This window comes from Ulvibacterium sp., assembly GCF_965228935.1.
In the GTDB taxonomy this organism is placed as follows: Bacteria; Bacteroidota; Bacteroidia; order Flavobacteriales; family Flavobacteriaceae; genus Ulvibacterium.
Map to the genome: position 1 here is coordinate 1,148,128 of NZ_OZ245846.1, position 18,795 is coordinate 1,166,922.

14 protein-coding genes are annotated in these 18,795 nt (G+C 38.6%); 2 read left to right on the plus strand and 12 right to left on the minus strand.

The features are described 5' to 3' along the window. Positions 1-2: 2 nt before the first annotated feature. From ACO06Y_RS04985 to ACO06Y_RS05040, 12 genes are all read right to left on the minus strand, one after another. On the minus strand, positions 3-3,008 hold the full coding sequence (locus ACO06Y_RS04985) for a hypothetical protein (RefSeq protein WP_422082730.1): 3,006 nt from the start codon (positions 3,006-3,008) through the stop codon (positions 3-5). Between the two features lie 39 nt (positions 3,009-3,047). After that, complete coding sequence (locus ACO06Y_RS04990) at positions 3,048-3,725, minus strand: DUF4956 domain-containing protein (RefSeq protein WP_422082731.1); 678 nt, start codon at positions 3,723-3,725, stop codon at positions 3,048-3,050. A 330-nt stretch (positions 3,726-4,055) separates the two neighbouring features. Further along, complete coding sequence (gene pseI, locus ACO06Y_RS04995) at positions 4,056-5,096, minus strand: pseudaminic acid synthase (RefSeq protein ID WP_422082732.1); 1,041 nt, start codon at positions 5,094-5,096, stop codon at positions 4,056-4,058. Continuing rightward, a complete protein-coding gene (locus ACO06Y_RS05000) occupies positions 5,080-5,961 on the minus strand; it encodes a methionyl-tRNA formyltransferase (RefSeq protein WP_422082733.1) in 882 nt (293 codons plus the stop codon). Before ACO06Y_RS05000 ends, pseI begins: the two co-directional genes overlap by 17 nt. After that, on the minus strand, positions 5,958-6,968 hold the full coding sequence (gene pseG, locus ACO06Y_RS05005) for a UDP-2,4-diacetamido-2,4,6-trideoxy-beta-L-altropyranose hydrolase (RefSeq protein WP_422082734.1): 1,011 nt from the start codon (positions 6,966-6,968) through the stop codon (positions 5,958-5,960). Before pseG ends, ACO06Y_RS05000 begins: the two co-directional genes overlap by 4 nt. Further along, a complete protein-coding gene (gene pseF / locus ACO06Y_RS05010; RefSeq protein WP_422082735.1) occupies positions 6,946-7,650 on the minus strand; it encodes a pseudaminic acid cytidylyltransferase in 705 nt (234 codons plus the stop codon). The genes pseG and pseF overlap by 23 nt, the downstream gene beginning before the upstream one ends. Next, positions 7,643-8,794, minus strand: coding sequence for a UDP-4-amino-4,6-dideoxy-N-acetyl-beta-L-altrosamine transaminase (pseC, locus tag ACO06Y_RS05015; protein ID WP_422082736.1), 1,152 nt, complete (start codon positions 8,792-8,794; stop codon positions 7,643-7,645). The genes pseF and pseC overlap by 8 nt, the downstream gene beginning before the upstream one ends. A gap of 6 nt (positions 8,795-8,800) precedes the next feature. Further along, positions 8,801-9,817: a UDP-N-acetylglucosamine 4,6-dehydratase (inverting) gene (gene pseB / locus ACO06Y_RS05020; protein WP_422082737.1), complete on the minus strand. Its 1,017-nt coding sequence runs from the start codon at positions 9,815-9,817 to the stop codon at positions 8,801-8,803. Between the two features lie 692 nt (positions 9,818-10,509). After that, positions 10,510-11,520 carry a hypothetical protein gene (locus ACO06Y_RS05025; RefSeq protein ID WP_422082738.1) on the minus strand — a complete coding sequence of 337 codons (1,011 nt, stop codon included), beginning with the start codon at positions 11,518-11,520 and terminating at the stop codon, positions 10,510-10,512. A gap of 4 nt (positions 11,521-11,524) precedes the next feature. Further along, on the minus strand, positions 11,525-13,213 hold the full coding sequence (locus ACO06Y_RS05030) for a DUF6909 family protein (protein ID WP_422082739.1): 1,689 nt from the start codon (positions 13,211-13,213) through the stop codon (positions 11,525-11,527). A gap of 43 nt (positions 13,214-13,256) precedes the next feature. Continuing rightward, positions 13,257-14,765 (minus strand): GH3 family domain-containing protein, encoded by a 1,509-nt coding sequence (locus tag ACO06Y_RS05035; protein ID WP_422082740.1) that lies wholly within the window; start codon positions 14,763-14,765, stop codon positions 13,257-13,259. Positions 14,766-14,770: 5 nt separating this feature from the next. Then, the gene (locus ACO06Y_RS05040; protein WP_422082741.1) at positions 14,771-15,640 is read right to left on the minus strand and encodes a M23 family metallopeptidase; all 870 of its coding nucleotides are present in this window, start codon (positions 15,638-15,640) and stop codon (positions 14,771-14,773) included. A 183-nt stretch (positions 15,641-15,823) separates the two neighbouring features. Here ACO06Y_RS05040 and ACO06Y_RS05045 point away from each other — a divergent pair, with 183 nt between their 5' ends. Beyond that, a complete protein-coding gene (locus ACO06Y_RS05045) occupies positions 15,824-16,006 on the plus strand; it encodes a twin-arginine translocase TatA/TatE family subunit (protein WP_299533685.1) in 183 nt (60 codons plus the stop codon). A 269-nt stretch (positions 16,007-16,275) separates the two neighbouring features. Beyond that, positions 16,276-18,747 carry an OmpA family protein gene (locus tag ACO06Y_RS05050; protein ID WP_422082742.1) on the plus strand — a complete coding sequence of 824 codons (2,472 nt, stop codon included), beginning with the start codon at positions 16,276-16,278 and terminating at the stop codon, positions 18,745-18,747. Positions 18,748-18,795 lie beyond the last annotated feature (48 nt).

An 18,795-nucleotide genomic window follows, 5' to 3' on the forward strand; every position in this document is an offset into this window, starting at 1 on the left:
ATTTATCGCGTACTTTTGCCGTACTGCTTGCCATACATTTTATCTATTACTTTATTGGATACGGTTATAGCTAAAGTATCATTGAGTATCAATCTAGAATTATTTTCAACCAAATAATCCTGTTCTTTTCGTAGTAATGTCAAATTCGTAACCTCTATGGAACCGGGGCCAAATTCACTTTTTTTTTGAAATACCGCGAATCCCAAACGAGTCCCATCAATATTAACACTGTCCAAAACAACCTTGGATAGGTCCTTGCTAACAAGACCTATTTCTCCACCAACAATTTTAACCCCACTTCCACTAATTTTACTGGCTTCTCCGGCGCTTACGGCCTTATCAGAAGAGTTTTCTATGGTAACATTTTCTATGGTTAAAGTAGAGCCGGATACGTCAATACCATCATTGCCACTGTTAATAAAGCTGCTATTGGTCACTTTTCCATTAACAAAATCCCCATCAAATGCATCAGAAAATGTGTTTTTAAACCGAGAGGCATCAACAGAAAAATTAGACCTAATAATATTCAAACCATCCTCACATCTGTTTTGCTCAAAAATGGAATTGGCAATGCGAACATCGGCCTCATGAAAGTTTACTGCCCCAGACAATTCCCAAAGGTCATTGCCAGGATTCGATAAATTAGTAAAATAGCAATATTCCAAATGTGATGTTTCATCAGTCCCAGAGACAAAAACACCCTTACCGCTGGAATCTGATGAGTAGAACCTAATCGGGTCCTGTTTGGTGCCAATACCATTTATTGTCGAATATGAGATAAAGGATGCCCCATTCATAATGTCCAAATTAAATCCAGGTTCTATAACCACTTTATATCCTGAAGGAATTACAATATCGTTTTTAGCGTTATACTTTCCTTTTTTAAGCAATACCGTTTTGGTCGTTTCATTCTTCAAAACAAATTCATGGGTGGCTGTATGTTTGGATGCCTCGTGCCTTTTTAAAAATGTTGGGTCAAACTCGTAAAATGGCACTATATCCCCCAATATTTCATAGTCCATTCCCGGAATGGCATGAACGACTTTTACTTTTTCCAGGTCCTTAGGGTACCTAAAAACACCTTTTTTGTTTTTTTTGGAGACAAAGGCATTGATAAAGGATTCTTCCAGTTCAACATGGATTTCCCTTGTCTCATTAGGGCCAATTGAACCGTTATGTACTCTTTTAGAAAGCGTCTTACCTCCTTTTTTTCTCAGCCCTTTTATTGATATTGAGAAGTTCTTCGAGAGGTTCCTTACATCCAAAACCATTCTGGCTTCATCAAAATCCTTTACGGAGGTAATTATCGAAACGGCAGGGGAAAGCTGTTTCTTGATAAAATTACTGTTATATTCAAGAATGCTGAAATCCAGGTTCGTATTAAACTCCGTGCCTAGATTGAGCAGTAGATCATCCAATTCCGACCCATATTTGTTTATTATTCGCTGTATGAAATCTTGATTACTGACCAATTTTAAATTTTCGATTAGTTTTTGTTCATAAAGATTATCTGTGTCCGAGTATACATAGTTTGTAAGGTATTCTAGTTTGTTTCCCGAATTAGAGTCAAATGAAATGGGTTCGAACTTGCTGGTAATAGGGTTGTAGTAAAATCTAATATTGTGCCATGCCAACCCGTGACGTGCCCCAAACAAGTTGCTTAATGCAACGAAAAAGGTTAATCTGTCGATATTAAAAACTTCTGAAATTTTCAAATTTCCTTTTTTCAACTCGTATATCAATCCCTTCGCGGTATTGAATTGCTTTAATAGGTGAGGAGTGGACAAAACCTTATTCTCGTTAAACACCCGTATCCTCGGTTCGTCTTCCTCTCTTTCCCAAGTACTATTAGGCAAGTTCAAGTTATATGATTTGTTTCTTTCGCTCCACATGTAAGATTCGTTGAATGAGAGAATTAATCCTTCCCTTCTCTCATTATTCTCGATTAGGATCTTATCGAAAGATTCTTCAAATGCCATTATGCCCAGATCAATATTTCTAATAGATTCACCGGACTCCACTTTTATGATGGTATTTAAAAAATCGTATCTCAGTCCTATGATATCATTGTCTTTGACCACCTTATTAAATAACCATTCCCACAAGAAATTTCGGGTCTTAGGATGTTGAATGGAAAATTTTCGCATACCGAACATTGTACTTTCGTCCTTCATCTTAATCCTAAATGACCATTTTTTTTCATCTTTCAAATGATCCACCCAATCTCCCTTCAGTCTAATGTCTACTTCTTTTAAGCTCTCATCTTGGGCCATTGAAATCTTGGCTTTGACAAAGTCCTCATCAGAAGTTGTCAAAACTGTAGATTTTAAAGCCCGTTTCCTTTTCTCCTTTATCGTGTTAAATTCTTTCTCCTTGAAATGGATAACAAATGTCTCCAAGTCGTTAAAGTTCCTTGATAAGCCTTTTGGGTCAATTTTGAGCTTTGACAGACTATATGAATTCCCGACACCTTGTTGATATCTTCCAGTGTTTAGATAGTCTACATTGTCGAATTCCAAAAAATTATCGACCAAAACCATCTTTGAGTAAAAATAGGTTTCTTCCTCTATCTCAAACTCGATAGGAAAAAAGTCCACACCTAAATTAACATATCGTTGTTTGGGAGGCAATTTTGAGTTATCCTTTAAAAAAAAGTGGGCAAAAATTCTATCTGTCAACTCACGGCCTCTTAGTTCTCCCTTGTAAACGTAGATTAAATTCGGCGCCCCGCGAAAATCAGTTATATACACAGAGCAATTGGAATCTTTTTGGATTAAACCAATGTCCTCTTGAACTATTTTTTGAATAGTGACATTGTTCCTAATTTTCGTTGGAGTGTTTAACCGAAGTTCATCATTGTTTTTTGCAATTCCCTTGTTCCTCACATCATCAACATCGCCAGTGTCTTTTCTATTCAAAAAAGAAGACGCGACCAATAGGCACACCATAATGGCGCCCAGAGCAAGTAAGGTATATTTATTGCTTTTTTTGTTTTCCTTGATTTTCATTGCCCTTGAATCTAAAATGTTATTATAAAGAACAAAACTTTACACTTGATTATCAATAAATGATAAATCTATATCTTCATCAATTTTGGTCAATCCGGAAGTAATCTTCTCCAAATCTTTAAACGAAGATAGACTGACAAAAAAATTAAGGTTTACCGCATCCTTGGCAACGGACATTCTTTTTAATTCCAATTGAAGTGCATTTTCCTCAATGACTTTTGAAATCTTTTTGGTCAAAATCTCGCGGTCTTTATCTTTTAAGTTCAAAGAAATAAGAACATTTTGTGAAAATGTGCTGCTAAGCCCTCTTTTATTAAGAAATATTACAATAAGTATCACCACCAAAAAACCGATTAAGGTTGGGGCTAATTGATTGGCCCCAAGTCCAAGACCTATAGAAATAGATATGAAAAAAAAGCCCAGTTCCTCAGGTTCCTTTATCGCCGTTCTAAATCTTACAATCGATAAAGCTCCTACTAACCCCAAAGAAAGGGCCAATGATGATTTTACAATAGAGATAATTATAAATGTTGTGACCCCAACCAAGATAAGGACCCGTGATAATTGTCTCCTATTTGAAATGGAATTTCCCTGTTTTTCATAAACAAATGCAAGAATATAAAGCAGTATGGTGGTTATCAATATATTAATCACATAATTTAATACTGAGAACTCTTCTGGAAAGGAAAAATCCAATTGGTCTATCAATTCATTCATAAATATAATTTTTGCAAACTTAAAAGATTTTGTAGTAAAAAGGTGAGAGGTCACGGTATTATTTTATCTCTATAGAACAATCAAGGGAAAACATAAAGGATGCACATTTGATGTTGGCAATATTTGGTTATATTTTTCGAGGCATCGTGCACATATGGTCTTGAACTTAGCAATTGCCATATGTGCATCTCTCCGGAGATAATTCCTTAAAAATGCATATTGGTTTGTTGACAAAGCCTGATGCTTAAAAGCTTGGCCTTACCTATTTAACTAGGTCATAAAGAGAAAAACAAAGTAATTCTTGGGATCCCCGATAAAAAACCCAAAAGCCTAGCCCAATTGGTTGAACTCAAGAGGAGTTCCCAAAGCGATATCCCTCTTAAATGCCTTTCCCAAAACTTCCTTCAAATATTTTGGATGCAGTCCATATCCAGGTCTAATCGAACGAACGTTTTCTTCTGTTAAAATTTCTCCTCTCTTTACGTCTTTAACAACGAACAGAGAACGGGTAAATTTTTTATTTCTCTTTACTTTTTCGGAAATGTCATACGATACCTTCCCCAATAATTTTTCCGTGTCCCTTATTTGATTGACCAGGGTTGTAAATTCTCTCACATCCAAGGAAAAATCAGCATCAGGACCTCCAATTTTTTTATCCAAGATAAAATGCTTTTCGATTACCTTTGCGCCCAAGGTAGTGGCCACCGTTGGCGCCAATGCTCCAAAGGTATGGTCACTAAAGCCTACTTCAACCCCAAATTCTTTTTTCAAATCTGGAATTGTATTTAAATTTGCCAACTCCAAAGGTGCTGGATAAGAAGAGGTACACTTCAATAAAATTACATCGTTATTTCCTACTTCCCTACAAGTATCCACAGCCAATTTAATATCTTCTTTTTCTGCAATCCCAGTTGAAATAATCATTGGCTTGCCTTTAGAAGCTGTGTACTCTATAAGAGGAATGTCTTGAATCTCAAATGATGCTATTTTGTATGCTGGAACATTAAATTCTTCAAGAAAGTCGACTGCCGTAAAATCAAAAGGGGAAGAAAAGCATATTAAACCCTCTTCACCGGCAATTTCAAATAATTTTTTATGCCAATCCCAAGGTGTATATGCTTCCCTATACAATTCATGGAGGGTTTTACCATCCCAAAGCGTGCCCCCATCTATTCTAAAATACTCATTGTCACAATCTATAGTTATGGTATCCGGTGTGTATGTCTGCAGCTTGACGGCATCTGCACCTGACTTTTTAGCTGCCTTAATTGTTTCAATGGCAATATCCAAATTACCATTGTGATTAGCGGATAACTCCGCTATTATGAAACATGGATTTTTTCCTCCAATAGTCTTATTTCCTATTTTCATTTCTTAATATATTTCCTACGGTTAATGTATAATTTTTTGTCCGTATTGTATCCAATGAGATGGCTCCGTTGCATGTTTTTACAATTGGAATCGGTGTTATTTGAATAATTTCGCCGTTCTTTTGTTCCTTTTCTATACCTATTTGAAAGAAAGATACTTTGTCTATGATTATCTTTTGTTCATTGCAAAATGTAAATGCTCCAGGATAAGGATATGCCTGGGCCCTTACCCAATTTCTTATATCCTCTTTGGTCCAATTCCAGTTAATTTCACCATCTGCCGGTATTCGTTTTCCAAAATAAGATGCTTCCAATTCGTTCTGGGGCTTTAAATTTAGCTGATTGGCCGAAAGATTATCCAAAACCTTTTTTATTAACGGATAATACTCCTTGGAATATTTTTTCAGCATTATCGCACCAGTGTCATCCGCTTCAATAGGTATTTCAATTTGTTGAATTATTTTTCCAGTATCACAACCAATATCAATTTGGTGCGCGGTGATGCCTGTTTTTTCCTCTCCATTGATGATTGCCCAGACATGGGGAGTTCTACCTCTATATTTGGGCAGCAAAGAACCATGAATATTGAAGGCTAATTTGTTTGCGTGCCCTATAATATCCTTTTCTATCAAAAATAGGTAGTTAATGGAGGCGATTACGTCAACATTAAACTCCTTTAAAAAGGAGTATCCTTTTCCTTTTCTTGGATTGCCCATAAAAAATGGAATACGGTTTTGTTCGGCAAAATTTATGATTCCCATGGAGTTACTATCCGTCAACACAAATCTTACCCTATAATCCTTGGTTATCCTAGCAAGTGTGTCCAACCCCAATTCTCCGCTACAAAGCACACCAATGGACATCATAACTTTCTAATTAATTCTAAGTGCCTATCCGCTATCTTTTCATCAAACAATTCCTTTTGGGCCTTTATTTGTTTGCTGTGATTTCCGTTTGTCAAAATGGTTCTGATGTTATCCTCAAAATCAGAAACTTGATAATTCTTCATGTTTTCACCTTTATAAATTGCCGCTTTATTGACAAGCCCCTTATAGATCAATTCTTGGTTTTCGATATAAAAGCCCCCAAGAATCGGCATCTTAATGCAACAAAGCTCATATAAAATGGTACTTGCCGGGGCAATTGCAAAGTTGCATTTCTGCATAGTATCAAGTAGATGCTGTTCTGAAAGATTTTTGTATACTTTTATTTTGTCATCGTGCATTTGTCTCAAATCAAAAATGTCCCTATTCCGATAAGAGCCTCCCAAGACTATATGCACTTTTTTAAATCTTGGTATTTTTAAAAACGCCTGTGCCGTTTTCATAGTCAAGTTGAAGGGATCCGCTCCACCGAAACACACAAATGCATTATCAATTTTATCAATTTCTCTTTTCTTCTTGGCAGCTTCCAAAAAAAGAGGTCTCACCAAAGCATAATTTGTTCCCAAAGCCAACTGCGTGTATTTCTCTTTGGTATACTGCTCTTTTTTAACATAAGGTGAATGGTTAATGACCACATCCGCGTGCATATGCACTTTGGCCAAATCGTCAATATATATCAGACCATAACCTCTTTGCTTTAATAATTTTTGATAAGGGGCCAGAAACTGATACCCATCTATAACGATATTATATTTCTTAGGCGAAAAATGAGATGCTATCCATTCTGGTTCTTCTTCCACTTGTATGGCGTTAGGGATGATTACAGTGGAGTAGCTTTTTGGAATTACAGAAGTCGTTGAACTATTTTTTACTAAAAACACAAAATCGAACTCATGCTTTATTATTTCTGCCAGACTGAATAATCTGTACAAATGACCTAGCCCGATTGTTGAATTTCCATCGGCTCTAAAGATTATTTTTTTGATCATCAAGCATGAGTTTGTACTTCATTTCGGCTAATTTCCAATCTGTTTCAGTATCTATGTCCTGTGCACATAGGCCCGAAATCATGATTGCCCCACTATTGTTCGTGAACAGCTTTTTTTCCAATAAAAAAGACTTGGTTTTCAACCAATACAATTGACCAGAGTCATGATAGCGTTTCTCCAGGTCTTGCGATCTGGAATTCAAATATTCATGCCGTACCATAGATACTCTATTGTTTTCTAATTTTAAAGAACGCTGCACGGGAAAAGAAAACTCCAATATAGGCAAGACGCTATCAAAGTTTTCCTGTTCTAGTTTAATATAAGCCTTGGTAATTGTATCAGAAGTAACAAAAGGTGCAGTTGGAAGTATGCAGCACATATACTTAAAGCTTCTATTCTTCTTCGTATACTCCAGATAAACCTCATATATCACATCTGCCAAAACTGCAAAATCATCTGAATTCTGCTTACTTCTCAAAAAGGGGACCTTTGCACCAAAACCTTTTGCAATTTCCGCAATTTCCCTGTCATCGGTAGAGACCATAATCTCATCAAACAATTTGCTTGTTATAGCTGCCTCAATTGAATATGCTATAATAGGTTTGCCTAAAAAGGGTTTGATATTTTTTCCAGGTATACGTTTACTCCCCCCTCTTGCCGGTATTATGCATAAACTAGCCATGACAATAGTCTAAAACGTTCTGGATTACGAAATCCTGTTCTTTTTCCGTCAAAGTGGGATACATTGGCAAACTAATGCACTGGCTATAATAACTCTCGGAATTGGCTAAATCGGCACCTATATATCCAATCTTTTTATAGTAGGGTAATGTGTGCACCGGGATATAATGTATTTGCGCAAAAATCTTGTTTTCCCTTAAATGTTTGTACAATCCTTCCCTGTCGTCCACCTCAACAACAAAAAGATGGTGTGCATTGTAGCTGTTTCCAGGCAAGGCCTGATACTTTATTTTTCCTTGAAATGCTTTTTTGTACCTAGTTGCAATTTCATTTCTCCTAATAACCCCTTCGGGATTCTTTTTCAGTTGAGTTATCCCCAACGCTGCCTGGATGTCCGTTAACCTATAATTAAACCCAAGCTCTTGCATTTCATAATACCATCCACCATGATTCTCCGTCATGTTTTCCTTGGTGATTCCATGAGTCCTTAAAGTGGAAATATTCTTGTATAAAGCTTCGCTATTGGTAGTAATCATACCCCCTTCGCCACAAGCGATATGCTTCACGGGATGGAAGGAGAACACTCCAATATCGGCATAATTCGCATTCCCACACATTTGCGGATTTCCCAAAGAGTCGGTAAAGTATCCCCCAGGTGCATGGCAGGCGTCTTCTATAATCCATAAATTGAACTCATCGGCTAGCTTTCTGAACTCTTCCATATTAGCCGGAAGACCAGCAAAGTCAACCGGAATTAGCCCTTTAAAAAATCCTTTAGGTTTACTTTCCAAAAGTTCCCTGGTTTTTTCCAATGACAACAAATAGGTGTTAGGGTCAATGTCGGCAAACCATACTTCTGCGCCCACATATCTGGCACAATTGGCAGAGGCGGCAAATGTAATTGGGCTGGTTATAATTCGTTCGCCCTTTTTCAATCCCAGGGCGATCACACCAAGATGCAGACCTGCCGTTGCGTTATTTACCGTAATTGCATATCTGGCACCAACATATTTAGCAAAGGCTTCTTCAAATTCCGAAATCTTAGGACCTTGGGTTAAATAGTCTGCTTTGAGTACAGAAACTACTGCGTTAATGTCAGAATCATCTATATCTTGTCTACCATAAGGAATAGGTTCCATTTTCATAGTAATCTAAGCTGAAAATGTTGGGTCCACATGATTTTTAATTAGGCTTCTTAGACCCTCTACAGTTTCCCAGTTAGTATTATTCCCAGAATTATAACTGAACCCATGAGGCACTTTCTTAGCTTCAAATTCCTTGATGAATTCATCCAAATCCCAATTTGGGGTCACTGGAAGAATGGCAAAATACTTGCCAAGATCATAGGTATAAAAGGAATCTGAGGGCGTTATCATCTCTTCATGGATTTTTTCCCCTGGACGAATTCCCACAACCGGTTTCTCACAGTTCGGTCCAATGGCCTCGGCCACATCCAAAATTTTATAAGATGGTATCTTTGGGACAAATAGCTCCCCTCCCCATGCATTTTCCAAGGCATTCATAACCATTTCAACGCCACCAGATAATGATATATTGAAACGTGTCATGTTCCTATCGGTAATGGGAAGTATATTGTCTATTTCCTTTCTCTTGATAAAAAATGGGATAACCGACCCGTTGGAGCCCATTACATTGCCATATCTTACAACGGAAAACCTAATGGGGTTGTTTCCTTTAATGTTATTTGCCGCAATAAACAATTTGTCAGAGGTCAATTTTGTCGCACCATAAAGGTTAATCGGTGCACAGGCTTTATCTGTTGAAAGTGCTACTACACGACTTACGTTTGTAGATAAACAAGCATCTACCACGTTTTGGGCACCTCCGATGTTTGTTTTGATACATTCTTCGGGATTATATTCAGCCAAGTGAACGTGCTTCATTGCGGCCGCATGTATCACATAATCTACACCTTTAAATGCCCTGGTCAATCTATCCTTATCCCTAACGTCTCCTATAAAAAAACGAATTTGAGAGTATTTTTCAAGAGGATATTCTTGAGCCATAACAAATTGTTTTTGCTCGTCTCGAGAAAAGATTATTAATCTTCTTATCTCTGGATGTTCCCCTAGAACATGTTTTGTAAGGGCTTTACCCAAAGAACCGGTTCCGCCAGTAATTAAGAGTGATTTTCCAGTGAAGTCCATTTTGATTTTTAGTTTAATATGCTATTCTATGGTCTCGATACAAAAATACAATAATTCAGAGCCTTCCCAAGTTTCACCTCGCCTTCTAAACCATTTTCTTACAAAGTTCTTATGGCAAAACCATACCAAATTATGGCCTCCTTATCCTTGAAACGATGGACTCCAAATGGTTTTTGCCAATAAGCAACTCTTCAATCAGGTATCTCGATAAGGTTTTGGTGCCTGTATGACATCCGATTTGATCATTTATAAATTTGAGGGTTTCAATTTTTTCCTTTTCTAAAATAGTTGTATAAAAATTGCCGTCATATTTTTTGCTATATACCAAGAAGTTCATACAATGAAGTAATCCTCTAAATTTTCTTGTACGTATTCTTCCTTCAGATTGGGCATTCCATATGTATTGCTTGGATTGGGTTGGTTATTGACCAAATACGATAGCTTTTTTCTCCTTGAACACATAATCTGTTGAAATATGGATAAAGGTTGCATAGTTGTTTTTGTAAGCCAAGGCCAAATGGTTTAACATCCTCCAAATTTACTTTGAATGCAATTCCTAGTGTTGTCTCAGCCTGCTCAACTTAATGATATTAAACAATAGTTCCGTTTCTAAAATGCAAGAAATGAAGTTGCTGCCAATAAAACAAGAACCCCAAGTAACCAGAATGGAATGTTCATAATTTCCCATGATATCAAGGTTTGTAGATTTCCGAGGATTTTTTGTCCAAATATCTTAATATGGACCATAAAAAGAAAATCCCTATCAGAATGGTAGGAAGTAGCACAATATTTTTGCCAAAGAACGGCTTTTGTACTTGCTGTGGTCTGCCAAAGTTAATAATGCTAACCGTGCTTGTCCGTTCTTTAAGTTCGAGTTTTTTTTGCTCGGTATCTCTGATTAAACTATTCTTCAACTCAAAAATACCTCTTATATCCATTCTTTCTTCGCCGTCCAATACAAGTCTACCATCCCCAACAGGGCTATTCCTTTCTCCCAATTTTTCTGAATAATTGGAAATTAAATCATCCAATTGTTTTACAACGGCTTCATTCTTTTCTATTCGTTCTTTGGCATTTTCCTGACTAATATAAATCAGTTCCTCAAAATACGAATTGGAATTGATATAATCCATTAGTCTCTTTGCGCATTCTTGGCCATAGGCCGCATCTTTGTAGAAAAAGCTTACCCGATGATTGAGCGAGCTGTTATTCAAGATTTCCGTACGGACCACGTCCGAAATAATGGACGTGTTTTCAAAATTTTGTAAAGTTTCCAAAAATTTCATTTGATCCTCCAAATTTTTTCCCCCCTGTTTTCCTTCTACAGGTTCTATTTCAACTTCAAATCTTTTAAGCCTTTCAAACGATATTCCTAATGATCGAAAAAAAGAGGTGTCCTTCGCTTCAATGTTGGCTTGAATTTCATCGACTACATCATAGAGATAATTCTTGCTCTCCAAATTAGGTTTAACAATTACTTCGGTCTTCATTTTTTTGGATACGATTTGATTGAGACCAAAACCAATTGCCGCTCCCAAAACCGCTAATCCAATTAAAATCAGGGCATTTTTCTTGAGGTATAAAAACAGTCTAAGGAAGCTCCTAAAGATTCTCTCAAGGCCTCTTTGAATCATTTGGAACAACTGCCCCAAATCTATTTCATCGGAGGAGTTTTGATTGTTTTGTGGTTGTTTGTCCGCCATAAATTTATGAATTGAAAATCTGTTTTAAAATCCGGTCTGTTATGAGATATGTGGGTTTTACACCAGTAGTGCCCAGACCTCCTGAAGCCAATGTGCTTCCGGTTTCCAGAGGATTGTCCGAGGCGTAATAGGCATAACGTACCTTTACGTCTTCCTTTATACTATTTCTTATTTTAGAGGCAGACTGAATGGCCTTTTGATAGTGAACACCTTCCATTTCCAAACCTATAACGTTCCATGTAGATTGATGAAAAAACTTTAGAATATCCTTGTTTTGAAGTGATGTGCCCAGAACCGTTACCATGGCGCCTTCAAAAACCTGTAATCCATGGCCCTCAAAATCTTCCTTGCAAAGTTCATTCTTAAAGGGATAATTATCCGCCGTTCCTTCAAAGATGTGCGCGGAAGGAATCATTAAATCACCCTTGCCGCCCTCCAATATACCGGCCTTCCCCATAATGGATACGGATGCAATGTTTAAAAAAACAGGTTTCTTTTTTTTTGCCTTATAGGGTTTTAAAAACTCGTCTATGGTCTCATAGGCTTGTTCCCCAAAGGCATAGTCCATCACAAATATAACAGGTTTTTCCTCATCCGGAACGTCTTTTGCAAGTTCATAACAACAGGCATCCGCGCCCAATTTTGCCAAATCAAAAATCTGAACATCTATATTCGTTCTCGAGGTATCATCTACAACCAGCATTCCGTTCGCTTTGGCCATGGCAGTTACTTTGTCCCTTAGCCTCTTATTCTCGGGCAAGCTCAAAGCCTCATATATTTCCAGTGAACCCGTAGTGTTCGGAAACTCTTTTTTAAGGGCATTGCGAGCAAAAAGCGTGTTCATTACACTATGCATATTGGCACTAATAATATGAATGGGCCTTCTTAAAAGGGAATGCTTTGCCAAAACTTCCTTGATCGTATGGGCCCACTGCTCTCCATGGATGTGATGACCCAGCCTTTCCCTCAACAAAGCACTGAAAGTAATGGCGCGTTTGTTGCCGGTGATTTCTTCTTCGATGGCCAATTTTCCCAACCAGTATACAATTTTCAAAAATCGGTTGGGACTTTTAGGGGTTGCCAGTTCTTCATAAATCTCAAGTATTTCTTCAAAGGAGCGACCCAAAATTTGCGCTGTATGGATCAATGCAACTTCTCTTTCTACTTGGGTCAACTTTTCTTTTTTAACCGCTTCCTCAAGTTTTACCCAATCACGAGTGGTTTTATCCGTGTCCTCGATCAAAACACGTTTGCATATCTTTTCGGATTCTATAAAAAGGAAAGTGAGATGGGTAAGGATATCATAAATATCGGAACGACGGCGAGTAATCTCGATATTCATCTGCTCATCATCGATACGATAGCAATTACGCCTTCTCTTAGGGGGCACTATGGCCTTGAAATGGGATTTCCCATAGCCCTCATCCGAGGTAAGATTTATAAATCGGCATTGTTCAATGCCCTCCGGCAAACGCTCCAAAACATAGATGAGTCCGTTCAGCTCCGCTTTTTCCTCGGCTATGGAACCGTATATTTCCGGTCGTAAAAGCAATAAGGCGTTTTTCAACGATTCCCCTGAAACTCCCCCGGGTTTATAAAACCCCCGGTTGAACAAATGACGCATGGTGATGTAAAGCCGTTCTATGGCATTCGTAGATTCTTGAGCCCTGGTTGTAACAATCGTTTTGCCCATTGAAAAATTTCAAGCAAAATTACAATTTAAAATTAATGTAGATTTAATTGTTTGGGGCTTTCTTGTAGGCCGACAATGGATCGGCGACTTTTCGATCATTGGCCAAACGCTGTACTTTATTCTGGCCTCCCAACCTTCCAACGGATTTCATATATTCTTGAAATCCGCCTTTTTGGATCTGGGTAATTTTCAAGGGCTGAAGGATTTTCCCATCGATCAGGTCAAAATAATAACTGTTCTGTTTCTGGAGTGAGGTATCCAGGGTTTCAATGAATTTTTCCATTTCGGATGGTTCCTTCTCAAACTCTACCAACCATTCATGATAGGGAAGTTCGTTCTTCAAAGGAGTTATTTGCGGGGCCACCGTAAACTCGTTTATCCTTGCATCGGTCGCATTAATGGCCTCTTGCATAGCTTCTTCCACTTCCTTGGCAATAACGTGCTCCCCAAAGGCGGACAAGAAATGTTTTATTCGTCCCGAAACAATTACCTTATAAGGCCTGACAGAAATAAACTGAACGGTATCACCCAGGTTATAGGCCCATAATCCTGCATCGGTGGAGACGATCATTACATAATTAATGCCGATTTCAACATCCTTGATGGTGATTCGTTTTGCTCCTTCATCAAAAAATTCATCGGCTTTTACAAACTCATAAAAAATCCCTGAATCCAACAAAAGCAACATTCCCTTTTCATTTTGGGAATCTTGGTAGGCAAAAAACCCCTCGCTAGCTGGGAAGAGCTCTATGCTATCTACTTTTCGCCCTATTAAGTTTTCAAATTTTGCCCGATACGGCTCATAATTCAAGCCTCCATAGATGAACAATTGAAAATTGGGGAACAAACTTCCAATATCCTGATTTGTTTTTTCATGGAGTTTCTCAAAATACATCTGAACCCAAGAAGGAATACCCGCAATAACGGTCATGTTCTCATGTACCGTCTCTTCTACGATAGCGTCTACCTTGGTCTCCCAATCATCGATGCAATTGGTTTTCCAGCTAGGTAGGCGGTTTTTTTGAAGATAATTGGGAACATAATGGGCCGATATCCCGGATAGCCTCCCCAGTTTTATACCATTCTTTTCCTGTAGTTCCGGACTTCCTTGCAGAAAAATCCATCGGCCATTTACGAAATCCGAATTTCCAGTTTCGTGGATGTAGTTTAAAATGGCGTTCCGGGATGCCTCAACCTGGTTTTTGATGGATTCCTTGGTAATGGGAATGTACTTGGCTCCGGAAGTAGTCCCCGAAGTCTTTGCAAAATAAATGGGTTTTCCTGGCCAAAGCACATCCTCTTGCCCTTCTACCACTTTTTCCACATAATCCTTGATTTCCTCATAGTCCCTAATAGGTACTTTTTGTACAAAATCCTGGTGTGAGCCGATAGTTTCAAAACCATGATCCTTGCCAAATCGTGTCCTTGAGGCCTTTTGAATCATTTCCTTGAAAACCCTTTCCTGGGTAGCAATGGGATGGTTTACCCATCTGGCCGTTTTCTTGGCCACTTGCCTAGCAAGTATTTTAGCGGCAAACGATTTTAAGGACATTGAGATCAATTAAAATCTATGAAGTTCAGAGGATTTACCGGAGTTCCGTTATCCCAAATTTCAAAGTGCAGATGGGGACCCGTAGTCAATTCCCCGGTATTTCCGACGGAAGCGATAACTTCTCCCGCCCTTACGATATCACCCTGAACCTTACTTAGGGATCCATTATGTTTGTAAACACTCAGAAGTCCTTCGTCGTGTTCCAAAATAATAACATATCCCGTATCCGCAGTCCATTCCGAAAAAATAACCATCCCATTGGCCACTGCTTTTACCGGAGTATCCTTGGGTGCTACGACATCAACGGCAAAGTGCCTTTTCTCTGTATCATAGTGTTGTGAAATAGTGCCATTGACGGGAGGGAAAAGTACCAAGTCCGATTTGTCCACGTTCCTCTCGAACAAATTATACTTATCCTCCAAGGCCACCTCGGCCCTAAGCATGGAATCTTCCCGTATCGGAGTAAGGTTTATCGTGGATGGATCCAATTTGAATTGCTCAAAAAGCGAATCCCTATTAGTTTCATTGTTCTCGATATCCCCTCTAAGTACCATTCTGATATTATTCAAATACCGATTGGTATAGTTCAATGTTCGAACCAAGGAGTCCGTTTTGTACGTAAGTTCGGTCGCCTGCCGCTTAAGTTTGGTGGAGGAGTACCCCGGAATATATTCTCGTAACGGGGTAAATGCAATAAGCAGGGTGGTTAGACCTATTAGCCCAATAATGCAAAGAGATCCCGTAACAAAAACATTAAGTCGGCTCAACTTAAAGGATATCTTCTCTTCAAAAGTACTTTCATTAAGTATCACCAAACGATACTTGTGCAGAAGTTTTCTTCTGATTTCCCTGCGCTTTTTGATTTTTTTGGCCATAGTACACAAAGATAAGGATGCAAATGAATTTTGTTCGGTTCCAATTTAAAAATTGGCCTTTCCCATAGATACGGGAAAAGGTAGATAAAAGTCCATGCAATTTAATTATGACGCTTTCGTTGATATTAACACTGAACCAATCACTTTATTTAGTACATTTGTTATCCATATAATTCATAAACTATGACAGCTTTACATATATTTTTGGCCATTGGCCCTTGGCAAATAGCTATAATTGTTATGGTAGTTCTTCTTCTGTTCGGGGGCAAAAAAATACCGGAATTGATGCGCGGTCTAGGTAGCGGTATCAAGGAGTTCAAGGATGCTTCCAAGGAAGATGATAAATTGGAAGAGAAAAAAGAATAGAAAATCATATGCAATATGCGTTACAAGCCCAGGGAATTCCCTGGGCTTTTTTGTATTTGTTCCACCCCATATACCTTTTGGTTTTTTCGTTAAGGCTTGTTTGGGAAACCAAAGGGATTTTCATCTACACGACAAAAATCCTCCCTTTCACAACAAAAAATGACCTAGGCATACCGTAAAGGGTATTTTCAACGTTTACAAGCATGTGCGCACGTTACTTTACTGGCACAACATACGTTGAAAATTAAATCAACCTATCCCCCTTTCCCATGAAAAAACTGATTTTAGCCTATGCATTCTTGCTTTCCCTCGGTTTGATTGCCCAAAACGATTCCCAATTGGGTATTGCTGATATTGACCAGGGAATTAGCCAAAATTCTTATCAAGACACGGATACTCCGCCCTCCATTGCGCTTAGCGAAACCTTTGAGGAAGCTGCAAAACGGAACAACATCGCCCATAGAAAGCTGACTAACCTCAAGGACATTGAGGATGGCTATTATATTATTGCCGGTATCTTTAGCAGAAAAGAGAATCTTAAAAGAACCATTAAAAAATTTACCAGAAAAGGGTTTGCCGCCGGATCCATAGCCAATTCTGAAAACGGTCTTAACTATGTTTATCTGGAACATCACCCTTTTGGATTGGAAGCTGTTGATGCCTGCGTATCAAAATTAAACGGGAGATACAAAGGAGATGTTTGGATCTTGGAAGCGGAAAAGGAAGTTTTTGCGGAAGAGACCATTGCCTTGGAAAAGGTAGATTATCAAATGCTAAACAATAGCGACACCGATTCACAGACCTCTTTGCCAAAGGAAATCCATACCCCTAGAAAAACCCTACTCATTCAAAAGGCCGATCAATATTTTGACAAAATGTGGTATGCCGAGGCAGCGGAGCTCTATGAGGAGGCACTAAAAAAGGGAAAGGACAATTACTCTTTCGATATTATCCAAAAAGCAGGGGACGCCCATTACTTCAATACCAACATGGAAAAGGCATTCCATTGGTACGACTTGCTTTATAAGAATTACAAAGATGAAATGTCCGCCGACAACATCTTCAAATATGCGCATTCCTTAAAGGGAACCGGTAAGTATGCCCGCTCCAAACGGTTGATGCGATTGTACAACCGTAAAATGAAAAAAGGCGATTTCGCAAAAGCCATGGATGATGGAGCACAGACCCGCAACGAAGTGGTCTTGGACAAGATTCTGGGCACAGAGGAAAAATTGGACATCCATAACCTGTCCATCAATTCAAAATATTCCGAGTTTTCACCGATGTTCCTGGATTCAAACCAGGTAGTTTTTGCATCTTCCATGGATTCATCCTTTTTTACCACTAGGCGATATAAATGGAACAATCAGCCCTATTTGGATCTTTATGTGGCCAAAATGAATGAAGAATCCCAAGACCTTCGGAATGCCATAAAATACTCGAAGAAAATCAATACCAAATACCATGAAGCCTCCGTAACCTTTTCGCCTGATAATTCTACCATGTATTTTACACGAAATAATTATGGGAAAAAATTGAAGCGCGATAAAAACGGCGTCAATCACTTAAAAATATACATGTCCAAAAAAGTCAATGGAGATTGGATCGAAGCCGTAGAGGTTCCGTTCAACAGCGATGATTATTCTACCGGCCACCCCGCCTTAAGCCAGGATGGCAAACAATTATATTTCGTGTCCGATATGCCGGGAAGCATTGGCCAAACCGATATTTTCGTTGTAGATGTTCTGGGTGATGGAAATTTTTCAGAACCCCGGAATTTAGGCCCTTCCATAAATACGGAGAGAAAGGAAATGTTCCCTTTTATCAATGCTGAGAAATTATATTTTTCCTCTGATGGTCATGTTGGTCTTGGTGGATTGGACGTATATGAGGTCGCATATAGCAAGGAGGAAGGCTTTGGGGAGGTCGTAAACCTTGGAAAGCCCATCAATAGCAATAAAGACGATTTCTCCTATATTGTAAAAGAAGAGACCCAAGAAGGGTTCTTTGCCTCTAACCGACCTGGCGGCAAGGGGGATGATGATATCTATTCCTTTAAAAGGTTGGTCGTGGAAGAGATTCCAGAAAATCTCAATGCCATAGCAGGTGTGGTTACCGAACTGATTACGGGGGATGTTATGCCTCAGACCCTGATAGAACTATTGGATGAAAATGGAATAAAGCTTAAAGAAATTGTGACCGGAGATGATGGAACCTTTGTCTTTGAGGATTTGGATGGAAACACCAAATATACCCTCAAAACTACCCAAAAGGAATTCTTTGATAATGAGATAGAGGTCGGTACCAGGGATAATGAGCGTATGGAGGTAGACATTTCAATGCGAAGATTAAAAGAAATGATCGCTATTGAAGATGGTATTAAGAAACTGAAGACGGAAATGATCCATTTCGACTTTGACAAGTCGTATATACGAAAGGATGCAGCCGAAGAATTGGATAAACTCGTAGAGGTTATGAACGAATATCCGGATATGGTCATCAAAATCGAATCCCATACCGATTCTAGAGGTAGTAAAGTATACAATGAATACCTCTCCGATAAAAGGGCCAAATCATCAAGGGACTATTTAATTTCAAAGGGAATTGCACCGGAACGTATTGAAAGTGCCAAAGGTTTTGGAGAAAGTCAGTTGCTGAATGAGTGTGATGGCACGGTTAGATGTAGCGAGGCCAATCACTACCTGAACCGTAGATCCGAGTTTATTATCGTAAGGATGTAGCAAAGACGGAATAACATCAAAAAAAGGCCGGTAGCTTTTATTCATGCT

Excerpts from the sequence above, each read along its gene's own strand:
- pseB (WP_422082737.1), bottom strand. The coding sequence starts at position 9,817 with ATGGACTTCACTGGAAAATCACTCTTAATTACTGGCGGAACCGGTTCT.
- ACO06Y_RS05035 (WP_422082740.1), bottom strand. The coding sequence starts at position 14,765 with ATGTCCTTAAAATCGTTTGCCGCTAAAATACTTGCTAGGCAAGTGGCC.
- pseC (WP_422082736.1), bottom strand. The coding sequence starts at position 8,794 with ATGAAAATGGAACCTATTCCTTATGGTAGACAAGATATAGATGATTCT.
- ACO06Y_RS04990 (WP_422082731.1), bottom strand. The coding sequence starts at position 3,725 with ATGAATGAATTGATAGACCAATTGGATTTTTCCTTTCCAGAAGAGTTC.
- ACO06Y_RS05045 (WP_299533685.1), top strand. The coding sequence starts at position 15,824 with ATGACAGCTTTACATATATTTTTGGCCATTGGCCCTTGGCAAATAGCT.
- ACO06Y_RS05050 (WP_422082742.1), top strand. The coding sequence starts at position 16,276 with ATGAAAAAACTGATTTTAGCCTATGCATTCTTGCTTTCCCTCGGTTTG.
- ACO06Y_RS04985 (WP_422082730.1), bottom strand. The coding sequence starts at position 3,008 with ATGAAAATCAAGGAAAACAAAAAAAGCAATAAATATACCTTACTTGCT.
- ACO06Y_RS05000 (WP_422082733.1), bottom strand. The coding sequence starts at position 5,961 with ATGATGTCCATTGGTGTGCTTTGTAGCGGAGAATTGGGGTTGGACACA.
- ACO06Y_RS05030 (WP_422082739.1), bottom strand. The coding sequence starts at position 13,213 with ATGGGCAAAACGATTGTTACAACCAGGGCTCAAGAATCTACGAATGCC.
- ACO06Y_RS05040 (WP_422082741.1), bottom strand. The coding sequence starts at position 15,640 with ATGGCCAAAAAAATCAAAAAGCGCAGGGAAATCAGAAGAAAACTTCTG.
- pseF (WP_422082735.1), bottom strand. The coding sequence starts at position 7,650 with ATGGCTAGTTTATGCATAATACCGGCAAGAGGGGGGAGTAAACGTATA.
- ACO06Y_RS05025 (WP_422082738.1), bottom strand. The coding sequence starts at position 11,520 with ATGGCGGACAAACAACCACAAAACAATCAAAACTCCTCCGATGAAATA.
- pseI (WP_422082732.1), bottom strand. The coding sequence starts at position 5,096 with ATGAAAATAGGAAATAAGACTATTGGAGGAAAAAATCCATGTTTCATA.
- pseG (WP_422082734.1), bottom strand. The coding sequence starts at position 6,968 with ATGATCAAAAAAATAATCTTTAGAGCCGATGGAAATTCAACAATCGGG.